The 20,104-nt window shown below is 57.1% G+C and carries 21 protein-coding genes and 1 other annotated feature; of the genes, 14 read left to right on the forward strand and 7 right to left on the reverse strand.

Translation table 11 applies throughout. The annotated features are described in order from the left end of the window. Positions 1-168 precede the first annotated feature (168 nt). The 14 genes from thrS (at position 169) to selO (ending at position 12,804) form a co-directional block, all read left to right on the forward strand. Positions 169-2,097, forward strand: a complete 1,929-nt coding sequence (gene thrS, locus ACEPLT_RS09010; protein WP_008500657.1) for a threonine--tRNA ligase — start codon at positions 169-171, stop codon at positions 2,095-2,097. A gap of 3 nt (positions 2,098-2,100) precedes the next feature. Beyond that, the gene (gene infC, locus ACEPLT_RS09015; RefSeq protein ID WP_023616141.1) at positions 2,101-2,643 is read left to right on the forward strand and encodes a translation initiation factor IF-3; all 543 of its coding nucleotides are present in this window, start codon (positions 2,101-2,103) and stop codon (positions 2,641-2,643) included. A gap of 97 nt (positions 2,644-2,740) precedes the next feature. After that, positions 2,741-2,938 (forward strand): 50S ribosomal protein L35, encoded by a 198-nt coding sequence (gene rpmI, locus ACEPLT_RS09020; RefSeq protein WP_001124225.1) that lies wholly within the window; start codon positions 2,741-2,743, stop codon positions 2,936-2,938. 49 nt (positions 2,939-2,987) lie between these two features. Further along, on the forward strand, positions 2,988-3,344 hold the full coding sequence (gene rplT / locus ACEPLT_RS09025) for a 50S ribosomal protein L20 (protein WP_000124850.1): 357 nt from the start codon (positions 2,988-2,990) through the stop codon (positions 3,342-3,344). A 117-nt stretch (positions 3,345-3,461) separates the two neighbouring features. Then, positions 3,462-3,586, forward strand: a sequence feature (Phe leader region). Beyond that, on the forward strand, positions 3,467-3,511 hold the full coding sequence (pheM, locus tag ACEPLT_RS09030) for a pheST operon leader peptide PheM (protein ID WP_001386830.1): 45 nt from the start codon (positions 3,467-3,469) through the stop codon (positions 3,509-3,511). (Overlaps the previous feature by 45 nt.) A 62-nt stretch (positions 3,587-3,648) precedes the next feature. Next, complete coding sequence (gene pheS / locus ACEPLT_RS09035) at positions 3,649-4,632, forward strand: phenylalanine--tRNA ligase subunit alpha (protein WP_021241084.1); 984 nt, start codon at positions 3,649-3,651, stop codon at positions 4,630-4,632. A 15-nt stretch (positions 4,633-4,647) separates the two neighbouring features. Then, complete coding sequence (gene pheT, locus ACEPLT_RS09040) at positions 4,648-7,035, forward strand: phenylalanine--tRNA ligase subunit beta (RefSeq protein ID WP_128301885.1); 2,388 nt, start codon at positions 4,648-4,650, stop codon at positions 7,033-7,035. 4 nt (positions 7,036-7,039) lie between these two features. Then, the gene (ihfA, locus tag ACEPLT_RS09045; RefSeq protein ID WP_003857805.1) at positions 7,040-7,339 is read left to right on the forward strand and encodes an integration host factor subunit alpha; all 300 of its coding nucleotides are present in this window, start codon (positions 7,040-7,042) and stop codon (positions 7,337-7,339) included. Between the two features lie 103 nt (positions 7,340-7,442). After that, positions 7,443-8,423: a vitamin B12 ABC transporter permease BtuC gene (gene btuC / locus ACEPLT_RS09050; protein ID WP_128301884.1), complete on the forward strand. Its 981-nt coding sequence runs from the start codon at positions 7,443-7,445 to the stop codon at positions 8,421-8,423. Positions 8,424-8,445: 22 nt separating this feature from the next. Next, the gene (locus ACEPLT_RS09055) at positions 8,446-8,997 is read left to right on the forward strand and encodes a glutathione peroxidase (RefSeq protein WP_021241087.1); all 552 of its coding nucleotides are present in this window, start codon (positions 8,446-8,448) and stop codon (positions 8,995-8,997) included. Further along, a complete protein-coding gene (gene btuD, locus ACEPLT_RS09060) occupies positions 8,997-9,752 on the forward strand; it encodes a vitamin B12 ABC transporter ATP-binding protein BtuD (protein WP_008500651.1) in 756 nt (251 codons plus the stop codon). Before ACEPLT_RS09055 ends, btuD begins: the two co-directional genes overlap by 1 nt. Positions 9,753-9,826: 74 nt before the next feature. Next, a complete protein-coding gene (locus tag ACEPLT_RS09065; protein WP_008500650.1) occupies positions 9,827-10,291 on the forward strand; it encodes an NlpC/P60 family protein in 465 nt (154 codons plus the stop codon). Between the two features lie 292 nt (positions 10,292-10,583). After that, positions 10,584-11,300: an EAL domain-containing protein gene (locus ACEPLT_RS09070; protein WP_008500649.1), complete on the forward strand. Its 717-nt coding sequence runs from the start codon at positions 10,584-10,586 to the stop codon at positions 11,298-11,300. Positions 11,301-11,361: 61 nt separating this feature from the next. Continuing rightward, the gene (gene selO / locus ACEPLT_RS09075; RefSeq protein ID WP_447088368.1) at positions 11,362-12,804 is read left to right on the forward strand and encodes a protein adenylyltransferase SelO; all 1,443 of its coding nucleotides are present in this window, start codon (positions 11,362-11,364) and stop codon (positions 12,802-12,804) included. Positions 12,805-12,842: 38 nt separating this feature from the next. On the opposite strand, the gene ACEPLT_RS09080 is transcribed toward selO, so the two are convergent. The 7 genes from ACEPLT_RS09080 to aroH all read right to left on the reverse strand — a co-directional run bounded on the left by ACEPLT_RS09080 (position 12,843) and on the right by aroH (position 19,971). Beyond that, on the reverse strand, positions 12,843-13,622 hold the full coding sequence (locus tag ACEPLT_RS09080; protein ID WP_023343942.1) for a heme ABC transporter ATP-binding protein: 780 nt from the start codon (positions 13,620-13,622) through the stop codon (positions 12,843-12,845). Further along, complete coding sequence (locus tag ACEPLT_RS09085) at positions 13,615-14,607, reverse strand: FecCD family ABC transporter permease (RefSeq protein ID WP_232928431.1); 993 nt, start codon at positions 14,605-14,607, stop codon at positions 13,615-13,617. Before ACEPLT_RS09085 ends, ACEPLT_RS09080 begins: the two co-directional genes overlap by 8 nt. After that, positions 14,607-15,428, reverse strand: a complete 822-nt coding sequence (locus ACEPLT_RS09090; protein WP_232928432.1) for a heme/hemin ABC transporter substrate-binding protein — start codon at positions 15,426-15,428, stop codon at positions 14,607-14,609. Before ACEPLT_RS09090 ends, ACEPLT_RS09085 begins: the two co-directional genes overlap by 1 nt. After that, a complete protein-coding gene (locus ACEPLT_RS09095) occupies positions 15,425-16,453 on the reverse strand; it encodes a hemin-degrading factor (RefSeq protein WP_128302188.1) in 1,029 nt (342 codons plus the stop codon). Before ACEPLT_RS09095 ends, ACEPLT_RS09090 begins: the two co-directional genes overlap by 4 nt. A 35-nt stretch (positions 16,454-16,488) precedes the next feature. After that, on the reverse strand, positions 16,489-18,471 hold the full coding sequence (locus tag ACEPLT_RS09100; RefSeq protein ID WP_232928433.1) for a TonB-dependent hemoglobin/transferrin/lactoferrin family receptor: 1,983 nt from the start codon (positions 18,469-18,471) through the stop codon (positions 16,489-16,491). 72 nt (positions 18,472-18,543) lie between these two features. Next, positions 18,544-18,726: a hemin uptake protein HemP gene (gene hemP, locus ACEPLT_RS09105; protein ID WP_021241095.1), complete on the reverse strand. Its 183-nt coding sequence runs from the start codon at positions 18,724-18,726 to the stop codon at positions 18,544-18,546. A gap of 198 nt (positions 18,727-18,924) precedes the next feature. Further along, positions 18,925-19,971, reverse strand: a complete 1,047-nt coding sequence (aroH, locus tag ACEPLT_RS09110; RefSeq protein WP_232928770.1) for a 3-deoxy-7-phosphoheptulonate synthase AroH — start codon at positions 19,969-19,971, stop codon at positions 18,925-18,927. Between the last annotated feature and the right edge of the window lie 133 nt (positions 19,972-20,104).

Here is a 20,104-nt window from a genome sequence, read left to right on the forward strand (position 1 = left end):
GCAAGGCTTGCCGTATATCCGGCGTTGTCTGATTTTCCGGCAGGTGAATGATGACGAACCAATTTGACGATTGTTGGTCAGATGGTGTCGTAATCTATTGTCAAATCACGATTATTTTCTTTGTATATGCTCTTATGTGTGGGGCATCACTGCAAATAAGGATATAAAATGCCTGTAATTACTCTTCCTGATGGCAGCCAACGCCATTTCGACCGCGCTGTTAGCCCAATGGATGTTGCCCTGGACATCGGTCCTGGTCTCGCGAAAGCGACCATCGCCGGCCGTGTCAACGGTGAGCTGGTGGATGCCTCCGATCTGATCGAAAACGATGCGACACTGGCCATCATCACCGCAAAAGATGAAGAAGGTCTGGAGATCATTCGTCACTCCTGCGCGCACCTGTTGGGCCATGCCATCAAACAGCTTTGGCCAAACACCAAAATGGCGATCGGTCCGGTTATCGATAATGGTTTCTACTACGACGTTGACCTTGACCATACCCTGACTCAGGAAGATATCGACGCGCTCGAAAAACGTATGCACGAGCTCGCCGAAACGAACTATGACGTCATCAAGAAGAAAGTCAGCTGGCACGAAGCGCGTGAAACCTTCGTGAAGCGCGGCGAGAGCTATAAGGTCTCGATTCTTGACGAAAACATTTCGCATGATGACAAGCCTGGCTTGTACCATCACGAAGAATACGTCGACATGTGCCGTGGACCGCACGTGCCGAACATGCGCTTCTGTCATCACTTTAAGCTGATGAAGATCGCAGGCGCCTACTGGCGCGGCGACAGCAACAACAAGATGTTGCAGCGTATCTATGGTACCGCATGGGCCGATAAAAAAGCCCTGAACGCGTACCTGCTGCGCCTGGAAGAGGCGGCGAAGCGTGACCACCGTAAAATCGGCAAGCAGCTCGACCTGTACCATATGCAGGAAGAAGCGCCGGGCATGGTGTTCTGGCATAACGACGGCTGGACCATCTTCCGTGAACTGGAAACCTTCGTACGCTCCAAGCTGAAAGAGTACCAGTATCAGGAAGTGAAAGGCCCGTTCATGATGGACCGTGTGCTGTGGGAAAAAACTGGCCACTGGGACAACTACAAGGATGCGATGTTCACCACCTCCTCTGAGAACCGTGAATACTGCATCAAGCCAATGAACTGCCCGGGCCACGTTCAGATCTTCAATCAGGGTCTGAAATCCTACCGCGACCTGCCGCTGCGTATGGCGGAGTTCGGTAGCTGCCACCGTAACGAGCCATCAGGTGCGCTGCACGGTCTGATGCGCGTGCGTGGCTTTACGCAGGATGATGCGCATATCTTCTGTACCGAAGATCAGGTCCGTGATGAAGTTAACGCCTGTATTCGTATGGTCTACGATATGTACAGCACCTTTGGCTTCGAGAAGATCGTGGTCAAACTCTCTACGCGTCCGGAAAAACGTATCGGTAGCGATGAGACCTGGGATCGCGCAGAAGCGGATCTCGCCGTGGCGCTGGAAGAGAACGGCATTCCGTTCGAATACCAGCTGGGCGAGGGCGCATTCTACGGTCCGAAAATTGAATTTACCCTGTATGACTGCCTCGATCGCGCATGGCAGTGCGGTACTGTACAGCTGGACTTCTCCCTGCCGCAGCGTTTAAGCGCCTCTTATGTTGGCGAAGACAACGAGCGTCAGGTGCCGGTAATGATTCACCGCGCCATTCTCGGTTCTCTGGAGCGCTTCATCGGCATCCTGACCGAAGAGTTCGCCGGCTTCTTCCCAACCTGGCTTGCGCCGGTGCAGGTGGTGGTGATGAACATTACCGATTCTCAGGCAGATTACGTTAAAGAATTGACGCAGAAACTACAAAATGCGGGCATTCGCGTAAAAGCAGACTTGAGAAATGAGAAGATTGGCTTTAAAATCCGCGAGCACACTTTACGTCGTGTCCCGTATATGTTGGTCTGTGGTGATAAAGAGGTGGAAGCAGGCAAAGTTGCCGTTCGCACCCGCCGTGGTAAAGACCTGGGCAGCCTGGACGTAAGTGAAGTGATTGAGAAGCTGCAACAAGAGATTCGCAGCCGCAGTCTTCAACAACTGGAGGAATAAGGTATTAAAGGCGGAAAACGAGTTCAAACGGCACGTCCGAATCGTATCAATGGCGAGATTCGCGCCCAGGAAGTTCGCTTAACAGGTCTGGAAGGCGAGCAGCTGGGGATTGTGAGTCTGAGAGAAGCAATCGAAAAGGCTGAAGAAGCTGGAGTAGATTTAGTTGAAATCAGCCCTAACGCCGAACCGCCAGTTTGTCGTATCATGGACTACGGCAAGTTCCTTTATGAAAAGAGTAAGTCTTCTAAGGAACAGAAGAAGAAGCAAAAAGTTATCCAGGTTAAGGAAATCAAATTCCGTCCTGGTACCGACGATGGCGATTATCAGGTAAAACTCCGCAGCCTGATTCGCTTTCTGGAAGATGGCGATAAGGCCAAGATCACACTGCGTTTCCGCGGTCGTGAGATGGCCCACCAACAGATCGGTATGGAAGTGCTTAACCGCGTCCGTGACGATCTGAGTGAACTGGCAGTAGTCGAATCCTTCCCTACGAAGATCGAAGGCCGCCAGATGATCATGGTGCTCGCTCCTAAGAAGAAACAGTAAGGCCTTCAAGCAGCAAAATCTGTGGAGCCTTCGGGTTTCATAGGTTTTGTTCGCCTATGTTTCGTTTATTTAACAATGCGAAGTGGAAGTTATTAAAATGCCAAAAATTAAGACCGTACGCGGTGCTGCTAAGCGCTTCAAAAAAACCGGTAAAGGTGGTTTTAAGCACAAGCACGCTAACCTGCGTCACATTCTGACTAAGAAAGCTACCAAGCGTAAACGTCACCTGCGTCCAAAAGCCATGGTTTCTAAAGGCGATCTGGGCCTGGTCATCGCGTGCCTGCCGTACGCATAAGTCGTTTCGTTTAACTTTTTTAACTTAGAATAGATACAGGAGAGCACACATGGCTCGCGTAAAACGTGGTGTAATTGCACGTGCACGTCACAAGAAAATTTTGAAACAAGCTAAAGGCTACTACGGTGCGCGTTCACGCGTATACCGCGTTGCCTTCCAGGCTGTTATCAAAGCAGGTCAGTACGCTTACCGTGACCGTCGTCAGCGTAAGCGTCAGTTCCGTCAACTGTGGATTGCGCGTATCAACGCAGCAGCACGTCAGAACGGTATTTCTTACAGTAAATTCATCAACGGCCTGAAAAAAGCCTCTGTTGAAATCGACCGTAAGATCCTGGCTGACATCGCAGTATTCGACAAAGTAGCGTTCACCGCTCTGGTCGAAAAAGCGAAAGCAGCACTGGCATAAGCCAGTTGAGAGAGGGGGCCTGGCTCCCTCTTTTCATATAACCCTGTAAGAAGATTGACATTTACCCGTGCAGGCTTTTCAATAAGGTCTCAACGGTTTTTACCCAACAAGGTAACGCAAGCATGAATGCTGCTATTTTCCGCTTCTTCTTTTACTTTAGCACCTGACTTCAGGAGGCTAGCGCGTGAAAGATGAAACGAAAAACAGCGCCAGATAAGCCTCCCGATGGAGGCTTTTTTTGTGCCTGAATTTGAGAGAATAACTCCACCAAATCGGTGTCTGCACCGACATAATGAGGAAAATCATGTCACATCTCGCAGAGCTGGTTGCCAGTGCAACAGCCGCCATTAATCAGGCCTCAGATGTTGCCGCGTTAGACAATGTCCGCGTCGAATATCTTGGGAAGAAAGGGCACCTGACCCTTCAAATGACAACCCTGCGTGAGCTGCCGCCAGAAGAGCGCCCGGCAGCGGGGGCGGTGATTAACGAAGCCAAAGAGCAGGTACAGCAGGCGCTGAACGCACGCAAAGCCGAGCTGGAAAGCGCGGTGCTGAATGCGCGTCTGGCCGCAGAGACGATCGACGTTTCTCTGCCGGGTCGCCGCATCGAGAACGGCGGTCTGCACCCGGTTACCCGCACCATCGATCGCATTGAAAGTTTCTTCGGTGAGCTCGGCTTTACCGTGGCGACTGGCCCGGAAATTGAAGATGATTACCACAACTTCGATGCCCTGAACATTCCTGGCCATCATCCGGCACGCGCTGACCACGACACTTTCTGGTTCGACGCGACGCGTCTGCTGCGTACCCAGACCTCCGGCGTTCAGATCCGTACCATGAAGGATCAGGCGCCGCCAATCCGTATTATCGCGCCGGGCCGCGTCTATCGTAACGACTACGATCAGACCCACACCCCAATGTTCCACCAGATGGAAGGTCTGATTGTTGATAAAAACATCAGCTTCACCAACCTGAAAGGCACGCTGCACGATTTCCTGAACAACTTCTTTGAGGAAGATCTGCAGGTTCGTTTCCGTCCGTCCTACTTCCCGTTCACCGAACCGTCTGCGGAAGTTGACGTGATGGGCAAAAACGGCAAATGGCTGGAAGTGCTGGGCTGCGGCATGGTGCATCCAAACGTCCTGCGCAACGTGGGTATCGATCCGGAAGTTTACTCCGGCTTCGCCTTCGGTATGGGCATGGAGCGTCTGACCATGCTGCGCTATGGCGTCACCGACTTACGTGCATTCTTCGAAAACGATCTGCGTTTCCTCAAACAGTTTAAATAAGGGCAGGATAGAACAATGAAATTCAGTGAACTGTGGTTACGCGAGTGGGTGAACACCACGCTGGACAGCGACGCGCTTTCTAACCAGATTACCATGGCAGGTCTGGAAGTGGACGGCGTTGAGCCGGTTTCAGGGGCATTCAACGGCGTGGTCGTCGGCGAAGTGGTAGAGTGCGGCCAGCACCCTAACGCGGACAAACTGCGCGTAACAAAAGTAAACGTAGGCGGCGACCGTCTGCTGGATATCGTCTGCGGTGCGCCAAACTGCCGCCAGGGGCTGAAAGTGGCCGTGGCGACCGTCGGTGCGGTACTGCCGGGCGATTTCAAAATCAAAGCGGCTAAGCTGCGCGGCGAGCCGTCTGAAGGCATGCTGTGTTCCTTCTCCGAGCTGGGTATTTCCGACGATCACAACGGCATCATTGAGCTGCCGCTGGATGCGCCAATCGGCACCGACATCCGCGAATACCTGAAGCTTGATGACAACACCATCGAAATCAGCGTCACGCCAAACCGCGCTGACTGCTTAGGGATCATCGGCGTGGCGCGCGACGTTGCCGTGCTGAACCAGACCGAGCTGAACGCGCCGGAGATCGTCCCGGTTGAAGCGACCATCAATGACGTGCTGCCTATCCAGGTTGACGCTGCGGATGCCTGCCCGCGCTATCTCGGTCGCGTGGTGAAAGGCATCAACGTGAAAGCGCCAACCCCGCTGTGGATGAAAGAGAAGCTGCGCCGCTGCGGTATCCGCTCTATCGACGCCGTGGTTGACGTGACTAACTACGTTCTGCTGGAACTGGGCCAGCCAATGCACGCCTTCGATAAAGATCGTATCGAAGGCGGTATTGTGGTGCGCATGGCGAAAGAGGGCGAAACCCTGGTTCTGCTGGACGGCACCGAAGCGAAACTGAACGCCGACACCCTGGTGATTGCTGACCACAGCAAAGCGCTGGCAATGGGCGGTATCTTCGGAGGCGAGCATTCAGGCGTCAACGACGAAACGCAAAACGTCCTGCTGGAGTGCGCGTTCTTCAGCCCGCTTTCCATCACTGGTCGCGCACGCCGTCACGGCCTGCACACCGATGCGTCCCACCGCTACGAGCGCGGCGTGGATCCTGCGCTGCAATACAAAGCGATGGAGCGTGCGACTCGCCTGCTGATCGACATCTGCGGCGGCGAAGCGGGCCCGGTTATCGACGTCACCAACGAAGCCACGCTGCCGAAGCGTGCGACCATCACCCTGCGTCGCAGCAAGCTGGATCGTCTGATTGGGCACCATGTTGCCGACGCGCAGGTGACCGATATTCTGAAGCGTCTGGGTTGCGACGTAACCGAAGGTCAGGACGAGTGGAAAGCCGTTGCGCCGTCATGGCGTTTCGACATGGAAATTGAAGAAGATCTGGTGGAAGAAGTAGCCCGTGTTTATGGCTACAACAACATCCCTGACGAGCCTGTGCAGGCAGGTCTGGTGATGGGCACCCACCGTGAAGCCGACCTGTCCCTGAAGCGTGTAAAAACCATGCTGAACGACAAAGGCTATCAGGAAGTGATCACCTACAGCTTTGTTGATCCAAAGCTGCAGCAGCTGATCCACCCGGGTCAGGAAGCGCTGATCCTGCCAAGCCCAATTTCCAGCGAAATGTCCGCGATGCGTCTGTCCCTGTGGACGGGCCTGCTGGGCACTATCGTTTATAACCAGAATCGCCAGCAAAACCGCGTGCGAATTTTCGAAAGCGGTTTGCGCTTTGTACCGGATAATCAGGCAAATTTAGGCATCCGTCAGGATCTCATGCTGGCTGGCGCCATCAGCGGTAACCGCTATGAAGAGCACTGGGACCTGGCAAAAGGCACGGTTGATTTCTACGATATGAAGGGCGATCTGGAAGCGATTCTGGATCTGACCGGTAAATTATCTGAAATTGAATTCCGCGCAGAAGCCATCCCGGCCCTGCATCCAGGCCAGAGCGCTGCCCTCTATTTAGACGGCAAACGCATTGGTTTTATTGGGGTTGTTCACCCTGAGCTGGAGCGTAAACTGGACCTGAACGGCCGTACCATCGTGTTCGAGCTGGAATGGAACCTGGTGGCAGACCGCGTGATTCCTCAGGCTCAGGACGTCTCCCGCTTCCCGGCAAACCGCCGTGATATCGCGGTTGTGGTCGCGGAAAATGTGCCCGCAGCAGATATTTTGGCCGAATGTAAGAAAGTTGGCGTAAATCAGGTAGTTGGCGTAAACTTATTTGACGTGTACCGCGGCAAGGGCGTAGCAGAGGGCTTTAAGAGCCTGGCTATCAGCCTGATCCTTCAGGATACCAGCCGTACACTCGAAGAAGAGGAGATTGCCGCTACCGTCGCCAAATGTGTAGAGGCATTAAAAGAGCGATTCCAGGCATCATTGAGGGATTGAACCTATGGCGCTTACAAAAGCTGAAATGTCAGAATATCTGTTTGATAAGCTTGGGCTTAGCAAACGGGATGCCAAAGAGCTGGTAGAGCTGTTTTTCGAAGAGATCCGTCGTGCTCTGGAAAATGGTGAGCAGGTAAAACTCTCCGGCTTTGGCAATTTTGATTTGCGAGATAAAAACCAACGTCCGGGCCGCAACCCGAAGACGGGGGAAGATATTCCCATTACAGCCCGCCGCGTGGTGACCTTCAGACCCGGCCAGAAGTTAAAAAGCCGTGTCGAAAACGCAACGCCCAAAGCAGAGTAATATGAACTAACTAAAAAGGCCGCCCACGCGGCCTTTTTTCTTTGCGCTCTCAGGCAAACCCGCCGTAAAATCAATTACATCTCTCGCTACGAAAACCGTAAACATGCTTGATTATGCCCATCACCAGCACCGTTCCGATCGGCGTCGCCTGCTTTTGCTGGCGCTGCTGCTCATTATTGCCGCAGGCGTTAGCCTCTGCGCCGGTGACCGATGGATAGGGCCCGAAAGCTGGTGGGGGCCTGACGGACAGCTCTTCGTCTGGCAAATTCGTCTGCCGCGTACCGTCGCGGTGATGCTGGTGGGCGCCGCGCTGGCGCTGTGCGGCACCATAATGCAGGCATTGTTTGAGAATCCCCTGGCGGAGCCCGGGCTGCTCGGCGTGTCTAACGGTGCGGGCGTGGGGCTGATTGCAGCGGTGATGCTGGGCGGAGGAGAACTCTCCGGCTGGAGCATTAGCCTGAGCGCGATCCTCGGCGCATTACTGATAACGCTCATCCTTCTTCGTTTTGCCAGACGGCACTTATCGACCAGCCGTCTGCTGCTTGCCGGCGTGGCGCTGGGGATCATCTGTAGTGCGTTGATGACCTGGGCGGTCTACTTCTCGACCTCTTTTGACCTTCGGCAGCTCATGTACTGGATGATGGGCGGCTTTGGCGGCGTCGACTGGCAGCAGGGCTGGCTGATGGCGCTGCTGGTGCCGGTCATCGTGTGGGCTGCCCTGCAGGCGCAGCCGTTGAATATGCTCGCGCTGGGTGAAACCTCAGCCCGCCAGCTGGGCATGCCGATTGGGTTCTGGCGTAATGTGCTGGTCATCGCCATTGGCTGGCTGGTCGGCGTCAGCGTGGCTCTGGCGGGCGCGATTGGCTTTATCGGTCTGGTGATTCCGCATATGCTCCGACTGTGCGGAATCACGGACCATCGAACCTTGCTTCCGGCCTCGGCGGTTGCCGGGGCCGTCACGCTGCTGGTGGCCGACATCATCGCCAGGCTTGCCCTGACGGCCGCAGAGCTGCCCATTGGCGTGGTGACCGCCACGCTGGGCGCGCCGGTCTTTATCTGGCTACTATTAAAAGCTGGACGTTAAATCGACAACCTGAGGAAATGCTATGCAGTCAGATATCCTGAATACTGAAGTGACCACCATTGATGGCGATAAAACCACGCTGGAAGGCTACAAAGGCAATGTGTTGCTGATCGTCAACGTGGCATCCAAATGCGGCCTGACGCCGCAGTACGAGCAGCTGGAAAACATTCAGAAGGCCTGGGAGAAAGACGGTTTTACCGTGCTGGGCTTCCCCTGCAACCAATTCCTGGGGCAGGAGCCGGGCAGCGAAGAGGAGATTAAAACCTTCTGCAGCACTACCTACGGCGTAACGTTCCCGCTGTTCAGCAAAATCGATGTCAACGGTGAAGACCGCCACCCGCTGTATGCGAAGCTGATCGCTGCCGCACCCAAAGCCGTCGCGCCGGAAGGCAGCGGTTTTTATGAACGCATGGCCAGCAAAGGCCGCGCGCCGCTTTATCCGGACGATATTCTGTGGAACTTTGAAAAATTCCTGATAGGTCGCGACGGCCAGGTCGTACAGCGTTTTTCACCGGATATGACCCCTGAAGATCCGATCGTCATGGAATCGATCAAGCTGGCGCTGGCGAAATAATGTCGCTGCTGATGCAGCTCACGGACGTTGCCGAGAAGGGACGTCTGGAGCCGATAACCGGCGCCGTCAATGCGGGAGAAATCCTGCATCTTGTCGGGCCAAACGGCGCAGGAAAGAGCACGCTGCTGGCACGGATGGCAGGCATGACTGCCGGAGAAGGGCAGATAATGTTGCTGGAGCATACGCTGGCCGAGTGGTCGCCGGTCTCGCTGGCGCATCGGCGCAGCTATCTCGTGCAGCAGCAGGTCCCCCCCTTTGCGATGCCGGTCTGGCACTATCTGATGCTGCATTTGCACGACAAACATTCTACGGCACTGCTGACGGACGTGGCCGCGGCGCTGGGGCTGGAGGATAAACTCTCCCGGCATGTCAGCCAGCTATCCGGCGGCGAATGGCAGCGGGTGCGTCTGGCGGCTGTCATTGTTCAGATCCACCCGGCCGGTAATCCTCATGGGCGGATGCTGCTTCTCGATGAACCGATGAGCGGTCTGGATGTGGCGCAGCAGGCGGCCCTGGATACCCTGCTAAGTGCGCTCAGCCGAAAAGGCATCGCCGTGGTGATGAGCAGTCATGACCTCAACCACACCTTGCGTCATGCCCACCGGGTGTGGCTGCTGTCGCAGGGGAAGATGATCGCCAGCGGTACGCGGGATCAGGTTCTTACGCCGCCCAATCTTGCCCGCGCGTACAACATGTCGTTCCGCAGGCTGGATATTGAGGGCCATAAGATGCTGATTTCGACCGGGCAGGAGTAAGCGTTTCTTGCCTGTGAGCACAATTGCACGCTAAATTACGAAAAGAACAAAAAAAGCAGAGGATTCGTCTGAAAATGCGATTCTGGTTTCTCCTGATGGCCGCACTTTTTCTTGCGGGATGCAGTAGCCATCGTGCACCGCCGCCTAACCCACGGCTTTCAGATTCGATCACCGTCATTGCCAGCCTCAACGATCAGCTGAGCAACTGGCGCGGCACGCCTTATCGCTACGGCGGCATGAGCCGTGGCGGTGTAGATTGCTCCGGCTTCGTTCTGATGACGTTTCGCGACAAGTTTGATTTACAGCTGCCGCGTGAAACGCGTAAACAGGCAGAAATCGGCACGGAAATTGATAAAGACGACCTCCTGCCCGGGGACCTGGTTTTCTTCAAAACCGGATCGGGGGAAAGCGGACTTCATGTGGGCATTTATGATACTGACAACCAGTTCATTCACGCCTCGACGAGCCGCGGCGTGATGCGCTCTTCTCTTGATAATGTTTACTGGCGTAAAAATTTCTGGCAGGCACGACGTATATAATCTTCGTCGTATACCTCTCTTATGACGGCATGGTAGCGAATAACATGCCGTTTTTTCTCAAATAAGATGATTAAAGTTAAATTTACCTAAAATTAGCGAATCCCTCATGTATCTGTTTTATCTAAAACTGGCTATTATTTTGCAACCAGGATAAGATTATTTTAGATTCAGGGAAAAATCTGAAAATTAATACGGAACTAATGAAATTAATCTTATTAAAATCAAGACAGTGGAATTGTGTCGGCAATTGCTCCAGGATGTCCTCTCTCATCTTTAATGCGGGGCGAGTGCAATGATAATTACGCTAGATAATGCTTACCAGTCTGAACTGCTGCTTTTGCCTGCCCGTAATAGCGCAGGGGAGCTTAAAGGTTTAGAAATTCTGGTTAACTTTACTGGCGTCGACAGCGATGTGCGGATCCCCACTGAGCTTGTTATCCCACGACTTTCAGCGGCTGAAGAGTTAGCACTGTTTAACGAAAAACTGCAATTGCTTGATACCTGCAAACTGTTTTTTATTCAGCATCAGTTAATTGCATGGATCAATATTACACCTGCAATAGTTGAATTTTTATTAAGTAATGGAAACGCTGTTTCAATTCTTGAGCGTTATCCGTTTCTTGAGTTTACTGTTAATGAGAATTATCCAGGTTTAAATAACGGAAAGGACGATCTTCAGCTGGCGAGAATGGCAATCCATTTCCCATTGGTGCTGGCAAACTTTGGTGCAGGCGCTGCATCGCTCAAGGCGGTGTATGATGGATTATTTAAACGGGTTATTCTCGATAAAGGCTTCATTCAGCAACGTGCTTCAGAGCTCTCTTTTGAGCCATTTATGCGCGCCATCCTCTGGCAAATCACGCCGCACTGCCAGTCTGTGATTGTCTCGGGCATTGACGACCACGGTCTGTTGCAGCGCGTGTTGTCCTTTAATTTTGGCGCCATGCAGGGAACACTCTGGCCTGCCGTCTCGGCGGAACACGTCACTACGCTGGTTCAGCAGCGATAACCCTTGCTTTCGCCCGTGTTTAAGTCCGGGTAAACCCTCTACACTAAGAGCAGGAGGACTTATGACCCTGTCTTTTACTGCTCACTGGCATGACGAGTTGCCGGGATTTTATACCGCACTCAAACCCACACCGTTACAACATTCACGCCTTATCTGGCATAACGATCGGCTGGCAGAAGAGCTGGCCATTCCGCCTGAGCTGTTTCAGCGTTCAGGGAGCGCTGGCGTCTGGGGAGGCGAAACGCTGCTCGCCGGTATGCAACCCCTTGCTCAGGTCTATAGCGGGCATCAGTTTGGCGTCTGGGCTGGGCAACTGGGCGACGGCAGGGGGATCCTGCTCGGTGAACAACAGCTTCCCAACGGGGAGACGGTTGACTGGCACCTGAAAGGTGCGGGCCTGACGCCCTATTCGCGGATGGGCGACGGGCGTGCGGTTCTGCGTTCAACGATTCGCGAATGCCTGGGCTCCGAAGCGATGCATGCCCTCGGTATCCCCACCACCCGTGCGCTGTCGATCGTGACCAGCGACACGCCGGTTGCGCGCGAAACCGTGGAAAAGGGCGCAATGCTGATGCGCATTGCGCAAAGCCATTTGCGCTTCGGTCATTTTGAGCACTTTTACTATCGCCGCGAGCCGGACAAGGTGCGCCAGCTGGCTGACTTTGCCATTCGTCACCACTGGGCGCATTTGCAGGACTACGCGGATCAATACGTTCTCTGGTTCAGGGACGTGGTGGCCCGTACCGCAGCCCTGATTGCCCGCTGGCAAACGGTAGGTTTTGCCCATGGCGTCATGAATACGGACAACATGTCGCTTCTTGGGTTGACCTTTGACTACGGCCCGTTTGGTTTCCTGGATGATTATCAGCCAGGGTACATCTGTAACCACTCCGACTATCAGGGGCGCTACAGTTTTGACAATCAGCCCGCGGTGGGCCTGTGGAACCTGCAGCGACTTGCGCAAACCCTGTCGCCGTTCATCGACGTTGATGCCCTCAATGATGCGCTCGACAGCTATCAGGCGATCTTACTGCGAGAGTATGGCTCGCTGATGCGCAACAAGCTGGGGCTAGTCACGCAGGAGAAGGGCGATAACGACATCCTCAATGGCCTGTTTGCCCTGATGGCGCGCGAGGGCAGCGATTACACGCGCACCTTCCGGATGCTGGGCCAGACGGAGCAGCACAGTGCCGCCTCGCCGCTGCGCGATGAGTTTATTGACAGACAGGCGTTTGACGACTGGTTTGCATCGTACCGCGCGCGGCTGCAGCAGGAGCAGGTGGATGATGCGACCCGCCAGGCGCAGATGAACGCTACGAACCCTGCGATGGTGTTGCGCAACTGGCTGGCGCAGCGGGCGATTGAGCAGGCCGAGCAGGGCGAGTACGACGAGTTACACCGTCTGCACGTGGCGTTGCGCACGCCGTTTGCCGACCGGGATGATGATTACGTCAGCCGCCCGCCTGAGTGGGGCAAGCGGCTGGAGGTCAGTTGCTCAAGCTAGTGTCTGGCCGGAGTCGGCGTCGTCAGAATCCGGACCGGTCAGGGGGCGAGAAACACCTGCGGCACGGCGTGAGCGGGATGCCTGCCGACGTGAACCTGTGCGCCGTACCAGCGCGCCAGCGCATCGGCCTGCAACACGGTTTCCGGCTCTCCCTGGGACACGATCCTGCCGCTGTGCAGGAGCAGGATGCGATCCGCCCACAGCGCTGCCAGGTTGAGGTCGTGCAGCACCGCGCACACGTGCAGATGTCCCCGGCTGGTCAGGGATTTCAGCAGGCGCAGCAGATGCTGCTGGTGATAGAGATCCAGCGCGGACGTCGGTTCATCAAGAAACAGCCAGCCGCGCGGCGCACCGTCGCACCAGAGCTGAGCCAGCGCGCGGGCGAGCTGAACGCGCTGCTGCTCGCCGCCGGAGAGCGCGGCAAACTGCCTGCCCGCCAGCGGTAAACAGCCGGTGATGGCCATCACCTCCTCGATCACCGACGCTTCTGGCGTGCGGGTCCAGGGCGCACGCCCCATACCGACCACCGCCTCAACCGGCCAGTCAAATCCGAGCTGCGTGCTCTGGCGCATTACCGCCCGGTAGCGGGAGAGCCTTTCCGGCTGCCAGGCCGCAAGCGGTGTGCCCGCCAGGCTGCACCGTCCCCCAGCAGGTTTAAGATAGCCGGTAAGCAGCCGCAACAGCGTCGATTTCCCGGCACCGTTGGGGCCAATCAACGCCACCAGCTCGCCCTGAGATAAGGTCAGCGACACGTCGTTAATCAGCGTGCGTTGCCCGGCGCGAAAAACAAGGTTTTCTGCACAATAGCGTTCAGCCATGCGCACCTCCACGACGAAAGATCAGCCACAGGAACCACGGCGCGCCGAGAAGGCTGGTCAATAAGCCAACCGGCATTTCCGCCGGAGCGACCACGCTGCGCGCCAGCGTGTCGGCCACCAGCAGGAGCAGCGCACCGGCCAGCACCGAGCCGGGGAGCGTGGCCCGGTGGTCGGCTCCCAGCCACATGCGCACCAGGTGCGGCACCACCAGGCCAACAAAACCGATCACGCCGCTGATCGCAACGGCGGCAGCTACTAGTAGGGCGCTGCACAGCAGCAGGATCCGCTGCACGGCGGCCACCTCCACGCCGAGATAGTGCGCCTCTTCGTCGCCCAGCTGCAGCAGGTTGAGGGGCCCTGCCAGACGCCAGATAACCAGCACGGTGGGGATCATCAGCGACGCGACGGCCAGCAGCGTCGACCACTGCGCCTGGCCAAGGCTGCCCATTCCCCAGAGCGAAAGCTGGCGAAGCTGGGCATCATTGCTGAGCCATGACAGCACGCCGACGGCCGCACCGCACAGGGCGTTGATGGCAATGCCCACCAGCAGCAGGCGCGACAGGGAAGCGTCACGCTGACGGCTGAGCAGGAAAATCACGAAGGTGGCGGCCAGCGCGCCGAGAAACGCCGCCAGCATCGGGGCATACAGCATCACCAGTGCAGGCAGCGAGAGCGGAAGCACCACCCACAGCGCGACGGCAAGTGCCGCGCCGCTACTGATGCCGAGCAGGCCCGGGTCCGCCAGCGGGTTGCGGAACAGCCCCTGCATCACGCAGCCCGCGAGCGCCAGCGAACCGCCGATCGCCAGCGCCAGCAGCACGCGTGGCAGGCGGATCGTCAGCCAGATCTGACGCAGGGCCTCGTCGGTGCCGTTCCAAAGCAGGCTGATCGGCAGGCGCAGCGCGCCAATACCGCTGGCCGTCAGCGTCGTGACGACCAGCAGCGCGGCCAGCATCCACAATGACAGGGCGACTCGCCGGGACATCAGGGCAGTTGCTCCGCTTTGGCCCGCAGTTGCCGGATGGCTTCCGGCGTTCGCACGCTAAAGCCCAGCAGCGCCATATCGTCCATCGCCAGCACCTGCTTATTGCGTCCTGCCGGGGTTTGCGCCAGCCCGGGCAGCGTCCACAGATTCGCTTCCCCACCCAGGGCGTTGATGCCGTCCTGCGAAATCACCACCAGATCGGGCCGGCTGGCAATCACCCCTTCCTGAGACAGCGGCTGATAGCGGGTGAACCCCTGCATCGCATTCTGCAGCCCCGCCGCGCGAATGGCCGCGTCCGCGCCGGTCTGTTGTCCGGCAGCCATCGCGGTCATCCCGCCGTGGTTGAGAATAAACAGCACCCGTTTGTTGAGTGGCGATGTGGGCAGGGTTGACAGCGCCTGACGCAGCTTGCCGCGCAGGGCTTCCCCCTCGGCCTCGCGATGCGTCGCTTCCGCCACGATCCGCACTTTTTCGTCGATGACGCTCAAATCGTTAGCGGCTGGAACCGCGATAACCCGGACGTGGCTTTGCTCAACCTGCTTTAGCGCCAGGGAGGGCTGCGCCTGGGCGCTGGCCAGCACCAGCGTGGGGCGCATGGATAAGATACCTTCCGCATTGAGCTGGCGCAGATAGCCCACGTCCGGCAGCACGTTCGCCGCCTGCGGCCACTGGCTGGTGCTGTCGCGGGCCACCAGGGAAGACGACGCGCCGAGGGCGTAGACAATCTCGGTGACGTCGCCGCCGAGCGTGACGATTTTCTCCTGCGGCGCAGCAAACGCCATCAGGGGCAGGGCGCTGAACAGGACAAGCCACCGTTTCATGCGGCCAGCCCTTTTGCCGTCAGGGCGTCTATCTGGCTGCGCCACTGGCTTTGCTCCGGCTCGCCTTCGGTGCGCTGGCCGTACAGCTGGGCGATTTGCGTCCCGTCGGCGGCAAACAGCTCCAGGCTGGTGACGTGCCCGTCAGCGGTTGGTTTGCGCGTGACCCACGTCTCCGCAATGGCGTCTTCAAGCAGGTGCAGGGTAAAGGTTGAGTTGAAGATGTTCAGCCAGCCTTTCATCGGCGCCAGCTTTTCCACCACGCCGGTGAAAATCTGTACGCAGCCGCGGTTGCCGACGAAGACCATGATTTCATTGCCGTCCCGGCGCGCCGTCTCCAGCAGCTGCGCCAGCGCGCTGTTCTCTACCCGACAGGCCAGATCGTCCCCGACCAGGCGAAACGCCTGCTGGCGGCTGAGGTTATGGCGTTTGAGGATGCTGAAGAACTGGTGCACGTCGGTCATGGCGCGCCACTCGTTGTCCACGAGCGCAGCTTGCGCATTTTCCGCGTGAGCAGGCATATCGGGCTTCTTCAACGCCAGCGATGGATTATCGGCAAAGATAAAACGGGTCAGCACGTCGCCCCAGGCGGAAAGGTCGGTGTTGTCCGTGGCGTAGACCTTCAGCAGGGCATCGCCCTGGTGGTCGAAGAACTGAATGCTCTGCCGCTCGCCGCGGGCGGTGGCTTCACTGATGTGAAACGCGCTTGCCCACTGGTTGAGGAACAGGCGCAGATCCAGCGCGCGCGGGTTCAGCACCAGCCCGGCATGGCCGTTCAGGTGCTGGTTGGTGAAGCTTCCGACCTGCTCGTGAACGGCGTAGTTGTTGCGGCAGATGCATTTGGTTTCGCCCACCGCCTCCAGCGCGCCCAGGATCTCGCGGATCTCACCGCGCAGTCGCCAGGCGTCGTGACCCACGCGGGCAAAGGTCAACTCTGCTTCGCTGATATTCATTAACCCTGCGATGTCGCGCGCGTACTTACCCGGATTGTCTTCTTTCAGCTCAAGCCAGCGCGTGTAGTGATTCATTTTCTTATCCTTCTGAAGAGTTGCCCCGACGGGAATTACCACTGATAGCTTACGAAAATCTTGCCGTTACGGCCGTCCTGCGGAATGCCCTGAGGTGACCAGTATTCTTTGTCAAAGGCGTTGCCGAGCACCAGCGTCGTGGTTACGCCTTTGAGCTGCTCCTGACCCTTATAGCTGACGTAGAAGTCATTGACCGCGTAGCCCGGCTGCTTGCTGTAGCTGCTGCTGATATGCGTTGAGCGATCGACAAAGGTGCCAATCCAGCCGACGGAAAAACCGCTCTGCGCCACCGGAATGTCCAGCTTGCTGGTGACGGTATCCGGGTTGATGCTGGAGATGTACTCGCCCGTATCGGTGTCTTTCCCGCGCGTGCGGTTATAGGCCAGGTCGAGGTTGAAGAGGTCGGCAGAGTATTTTGCCATCATGTCCCAGCCCCAGATTTTGGCGTTCGGAACGTTATAAGACATGGTGGTCGCGGCGGCAAAATTGACGGTGGTGGAGATATAGTCTTTAGCTTTGGTATCGAAATAGCTGGCTTTAAACTCCAGCGCATCGTTGGCAAGCAGCAGATCGTCAAAGCGCAGACCGAACCCAAACTCCTGCGTTTCGTTGGTTTCCGGGCGCAGGTTCGGGTTTGGCACCCAGTAGTTGGTATAGAAGCGGCCAATAGAGAAGTGTTTGGCGTCGTTGTACATCTCGCCCATGGTGGGCGCGCGGAACGCCTGCGCGTATGAGCCAAACAGCATCAGCCAGTCGGTCGGGCTGACGGTCAACCCGGCGCGGGAGGACCATTTATCGGCATCCACGTCGTCGTAGCCATTGCTGCTGCCGCGGTAGTTGTCATAGCGCGTACCGCCCAGCAGGGTGACCGGCAGATCGCGCAGGGTGATCTCATCCTGCAGCCAGCCGGAGCTGAAGTCGATTTTCGCCTCCGGGAAGCCGGTGGTCGCGCCGCCCGGATGCTGCTCCTGACGGTAGTATTCCCCACCGTAGGTCAGCAGATGTGCTGCTAAAGTGTCGCTGAACAGGCGGGTGCGGTTTTCCACCTTGCCGCCTTTGGTGGTCTGTTTGCGGAACTCACCGCTGTTGTCGATATTCTGGGCATTAATGCGCGCTTCGGACCAGTAGACCTTCGCGTCGGCATTCAGCCAGTCGTTACCTTCCGGGGCGATGCGGTAGCCCACCTGCGCGTCACGCTGGATGGTGGAGCGATCGGTCATCGGGTTACTGCTGTCCGTCCCCGTGGTTTGCGGGTTTTTTGGTTCCTGCGCATCGTTGTTGTAGTAGCGCAGGGTGCCGCTCAGGGTCTGGGCCGGGTCGATTTTCCAGCTGCCTTTCGCCAGCATGTTATTGATGGATTCGTCGTTAGGGGCGGTTGCTCCGTCGCTCTGGCGAATATCACCGCGATCCCGGCTGGACCAGGCCACCAGACCGTCTAGTGTGTCGGTGCGGCCGTAGGCGCTGGCCCCTATGCCGAGACTGTGATCGCCCGTCGCGCCCGTCCCAAACACGCGGTAGCCGCTTTTTTTACCCGTTTCCAGCAGGTCTTTTGCATCGACGGTGTCATAGGAAATCACGCCGCCCAGCGCGCCGCTGCCGTACAGCAGGGCCGACGGGCCGCGAACCACTTCGATACGTTTAATCAGCGCCGGATCGAGGAACGTGCTGTTCAGGTGGCCGGTGTCGGTGCCCTGACGCACGCCGTCAACCAGCACCAGCACGCCGCGACGATCGTAGCCGCGCAGGTTCACATCCTGCCCGTTGGTGCGCCCGGTGCCGTCCAGCATCAGGCCGGGAACGTTACGCAGCAGATCGGCCGCCGAGCTGGCGGTTTGTTTCTCCGGGGCGGTGGCATCAATCACGCTCACCATCATGGGGGCTTCAAAGGCGCTGCGGGCGTTGCCCGTGGCGGTGACGGTCATTTCATCTGCGGCAGCAAACGCGACGCCCGGCAGGGTGCTGACAATCGCCAGCGCCAGAAGTGACGGGCGTAAAGACGCGGAAGGCAGGTGTGGCATAGCAACTCTCCATAAAGAATCGAAAGCGCTGGCTGCCTGGGGATCACCTGGGTGGCTGGCGAAGTTTTTGGTTTATTTTGTGAGGATCAGTTTTCCGGCATGGGTCTGGCGCAGCAGATAGCGCTGGCCGTCATGCTCGATAATGACCCGCCCCGCATCGCCGAGCAGGGTTTTGCTGTCAATCCGACGCTCGGTAGGGGCTGGTGCTGTGTCTGTTTTTGCTGGCGTTGCCGCGCTGTTATCCGTACGTGACATAATGTTTATAAATAACAATCAATGTAACAATGATAATCATTATCAATAAACTGCAAATTTACGGCAAGCGTTTTTGTGAAAAAAGGGTGAGAGGATCAATATTGTGCAATTAAAAGCCCGGTGGCGGCTTCGCCTTACCGGGCCTACAACGGCACGAATCGTAGGCCGGGTAAGGCGAAGCCGCCCCCCGGCAGGAAGTTAAAAGCGCGTGTCCACGGCTGCAGCCAGCTTCTCCAGCAGCAGCTCGCTGTCTTCCCAGCTCAGGCACGGGTCGGTGATCGACTGGCCGTACACCATCTGCTGGCCAGCAACGATTTTCTGCGTGCCTTCTTTGATAAAGCTCTCCGCCATAATCCCTGCAACGGCGGTTGAACCGCTGCGGATCTGCTGGCAGATCTCATCGCAGACGTCCAGCTGGCGGCGATGCTGCTTCTGGCAGTTGCCGTGGCTGAAGTCCACCACCAGATGTTCCGGCAGGTCGAATTCCGCCAGCGTTTCACAGGCCGCCGCAATATCTTGTTCATGATAATTGGGCTTCTTCCCGCCGCGCATAATGATATGCCCGTACGGGTTACCGCTGGTCTGGTAGATAGTCATGTGACCGCTCTTGTCCGGCGACAGGAACATGTGGCTGGCACGGGCCGCGCGGATGGCATCAACCGCAATACGGGTATTGCCGTCGGTCCCGTTTTTAAAGCCGACCGGACAGGAGAGGGCGGAGGCCATCTCGCGGTGGATTTGGCTCTCGGTGGTGCGTGCGCCAATCGCGCCCCAGCTGATCAGATCGGCGATAAACTGCCCGGTCACCATATCAAGGAACTCGGTGGCGGTTGGCACGCCCAGCTCGTTGACCTGCAAAAGCAGCTTCCGCGCCAGCTCGATGCCGTGGTTCACGCGATAGCTGCCGTTAAGGTCAGGGTCGGAAATCAGCCCTTTCCAGCCCACCACGGTACGCGGTTTTTCAAAGTAGGTTCGCATCACAATCTCAAGGCGGTGCTGGTACTTATCCCGCAGGCTCTGAAGCCGTTTTGCATAATCCATCGCGGCATCCAGATCGTGGATGGAGCAGGGACCAATCACCACCAGAAGACGCTTGTCTTCACCATTGAGGATTTTTTCAATGCGGCGGCGGGAGGCTGTCACGTGTTCCGCAACGGCAGCGGAAACAGGATGCCGCTGGGCCAGTTCAGCCGGCGTGACCAGGCTGTCAATGCGCGCAGTGCGGAGTTCATCGGTTTTATTCATGGAATGTCTCAGAAAATTTTTGCTTCATCGGCAGACTACCGGGAAGTGATGGGCATCACCTTAAACCAATCCCTGCTGATTTCAAGTTCGGGGCGACACCGCCCCGTGGTTGCCGATGATGATACCTGAATCT

The sequence above is a fragment of the Enterobacter sp. fkY84-1 genome, assembly GCF_052974705.1.

Coding starts and splice junctions, on each gene's coding strand:
- thrS (WP_008500657.1), top strand. CDS start 169: ATGCCTGTAATTACTCTTCCTGATGGCAGCCAACGCCATTTCGACCGC.
- rpmI (WP_001124225.1), top strand. CDS start 2,741: ATGCCAAAAATTAAGACCGTACGCGGTGCTGCTAAGCGCTTCAAAAAA.
- rplT (WP_000124850.1), top strand. CDS start 2,988: ATGGCTCGCGTAAAACGTGGTGTAATTGCACGTGCACGTCACAAGAAA.
- pheS (WP_021241084.1), top strand. CDS start 3,649: ATGTCACATCTCGCAGAGCTGGTTGCCAGTGCAACAGCCGCCATTAAT.
- pheT (WP_128301885.1), top strand. CDS start 4,648: ATGAAATTCAGTGAACTGTGGTTACGCGAGTGGGTGAACACCACGCTG.
- ihfA (WP_003857805.1), top strand. CDS start 7,040: ATGGCGCTTACAAAAGCTGAAATGTCAGAATATCTGTTTGATAAGCTT.
- btuC (WP_128301884.1), top strand. CDS start 7,443: ATGCTTGATTATGCCCATCACCAGCACCGTTCCGATCGGCGTCGCCTG.
- ACEPLT_RS09055 (WP_021241087.1), top strand. CDS start 8,446: ATGCAGTCAGATATCCTGAATACTGAAGTGACCACCATTGATGGCGAT.
- btuD (WP_008500651.1), top strand. CDS start 8,997: ATGTCGCTGCTGATGCAGCTCACGGACGTTGCCGAGAAGGGACGTCTG.
- ACEPLT_RS09065 (WP_008500650.1), top strand. CDS start 9,827: ATGCGATTCTGGTTTCTCCTGATGGCCGCACTTTTTCTTGCGGGATGC.
- ACEPLT_RS09070 (WP_008500649.1), top strand. CDS start 10,584: ATGATAATTACGCTAGATAATGCTTACCAGTCTGAACTGCTGCTTTTG.
- selO (WP_447088368.1), top strand. CDS start 11,362: ATGACCCTGTCTTTTACTGCTCACTGGCATGACGAGTTGCCGGGATTT.
- ACEPLT_RS09080 (WP_023343942.1), bottom strand. CDS start 13,622: ATGGCTGAACGCTATTGTGCAGAAAACCTTGTTTTTCGCGCCGGGCAA.
- ACEPLT_RS09085 (WP_232928431.1), bottom strand. CDS start 14,607: ATGTCCCGGCGAGTCGCCCTGTCATTGTGGATGCTGGCCGCGCTGCTG.
- ACEPLT_RS09090 (WP_232928432.1), bottom strand. CDS start 15,428: ATGAAACGGTGGCTTGTCCTGTTCAGCGCCCTGCCCCTGATGGCGTTT.
- ACEPLT_RS09095 (WP_128302188.1), bottom strand. CDS start 16,453: ATGAATCACTACACGCGCTGGCTTGAGCTGAAAGAAGACAATCCGGGT.
- ACEPLT_RS09100 (WP_232928433.1), bottom strand. CDS start 18,471: ATGCCACACCTGCCTTCCGCGTCTTTACGCCCGTCACTTCTGGCGCTG.
- hemP (WP_021241095.1), bottom strand. CDS start 18,726: ATGTCACGTACGGATAACAGCGCGGCAACGCCAGCAAAAACAGACACA.
- aroH (WP_232928770.1), bottom strand. CDS start 19,971: ATGAATAAAACCGATGAACTCCGCACTGCGCGCATTGACAGCCTGGTC.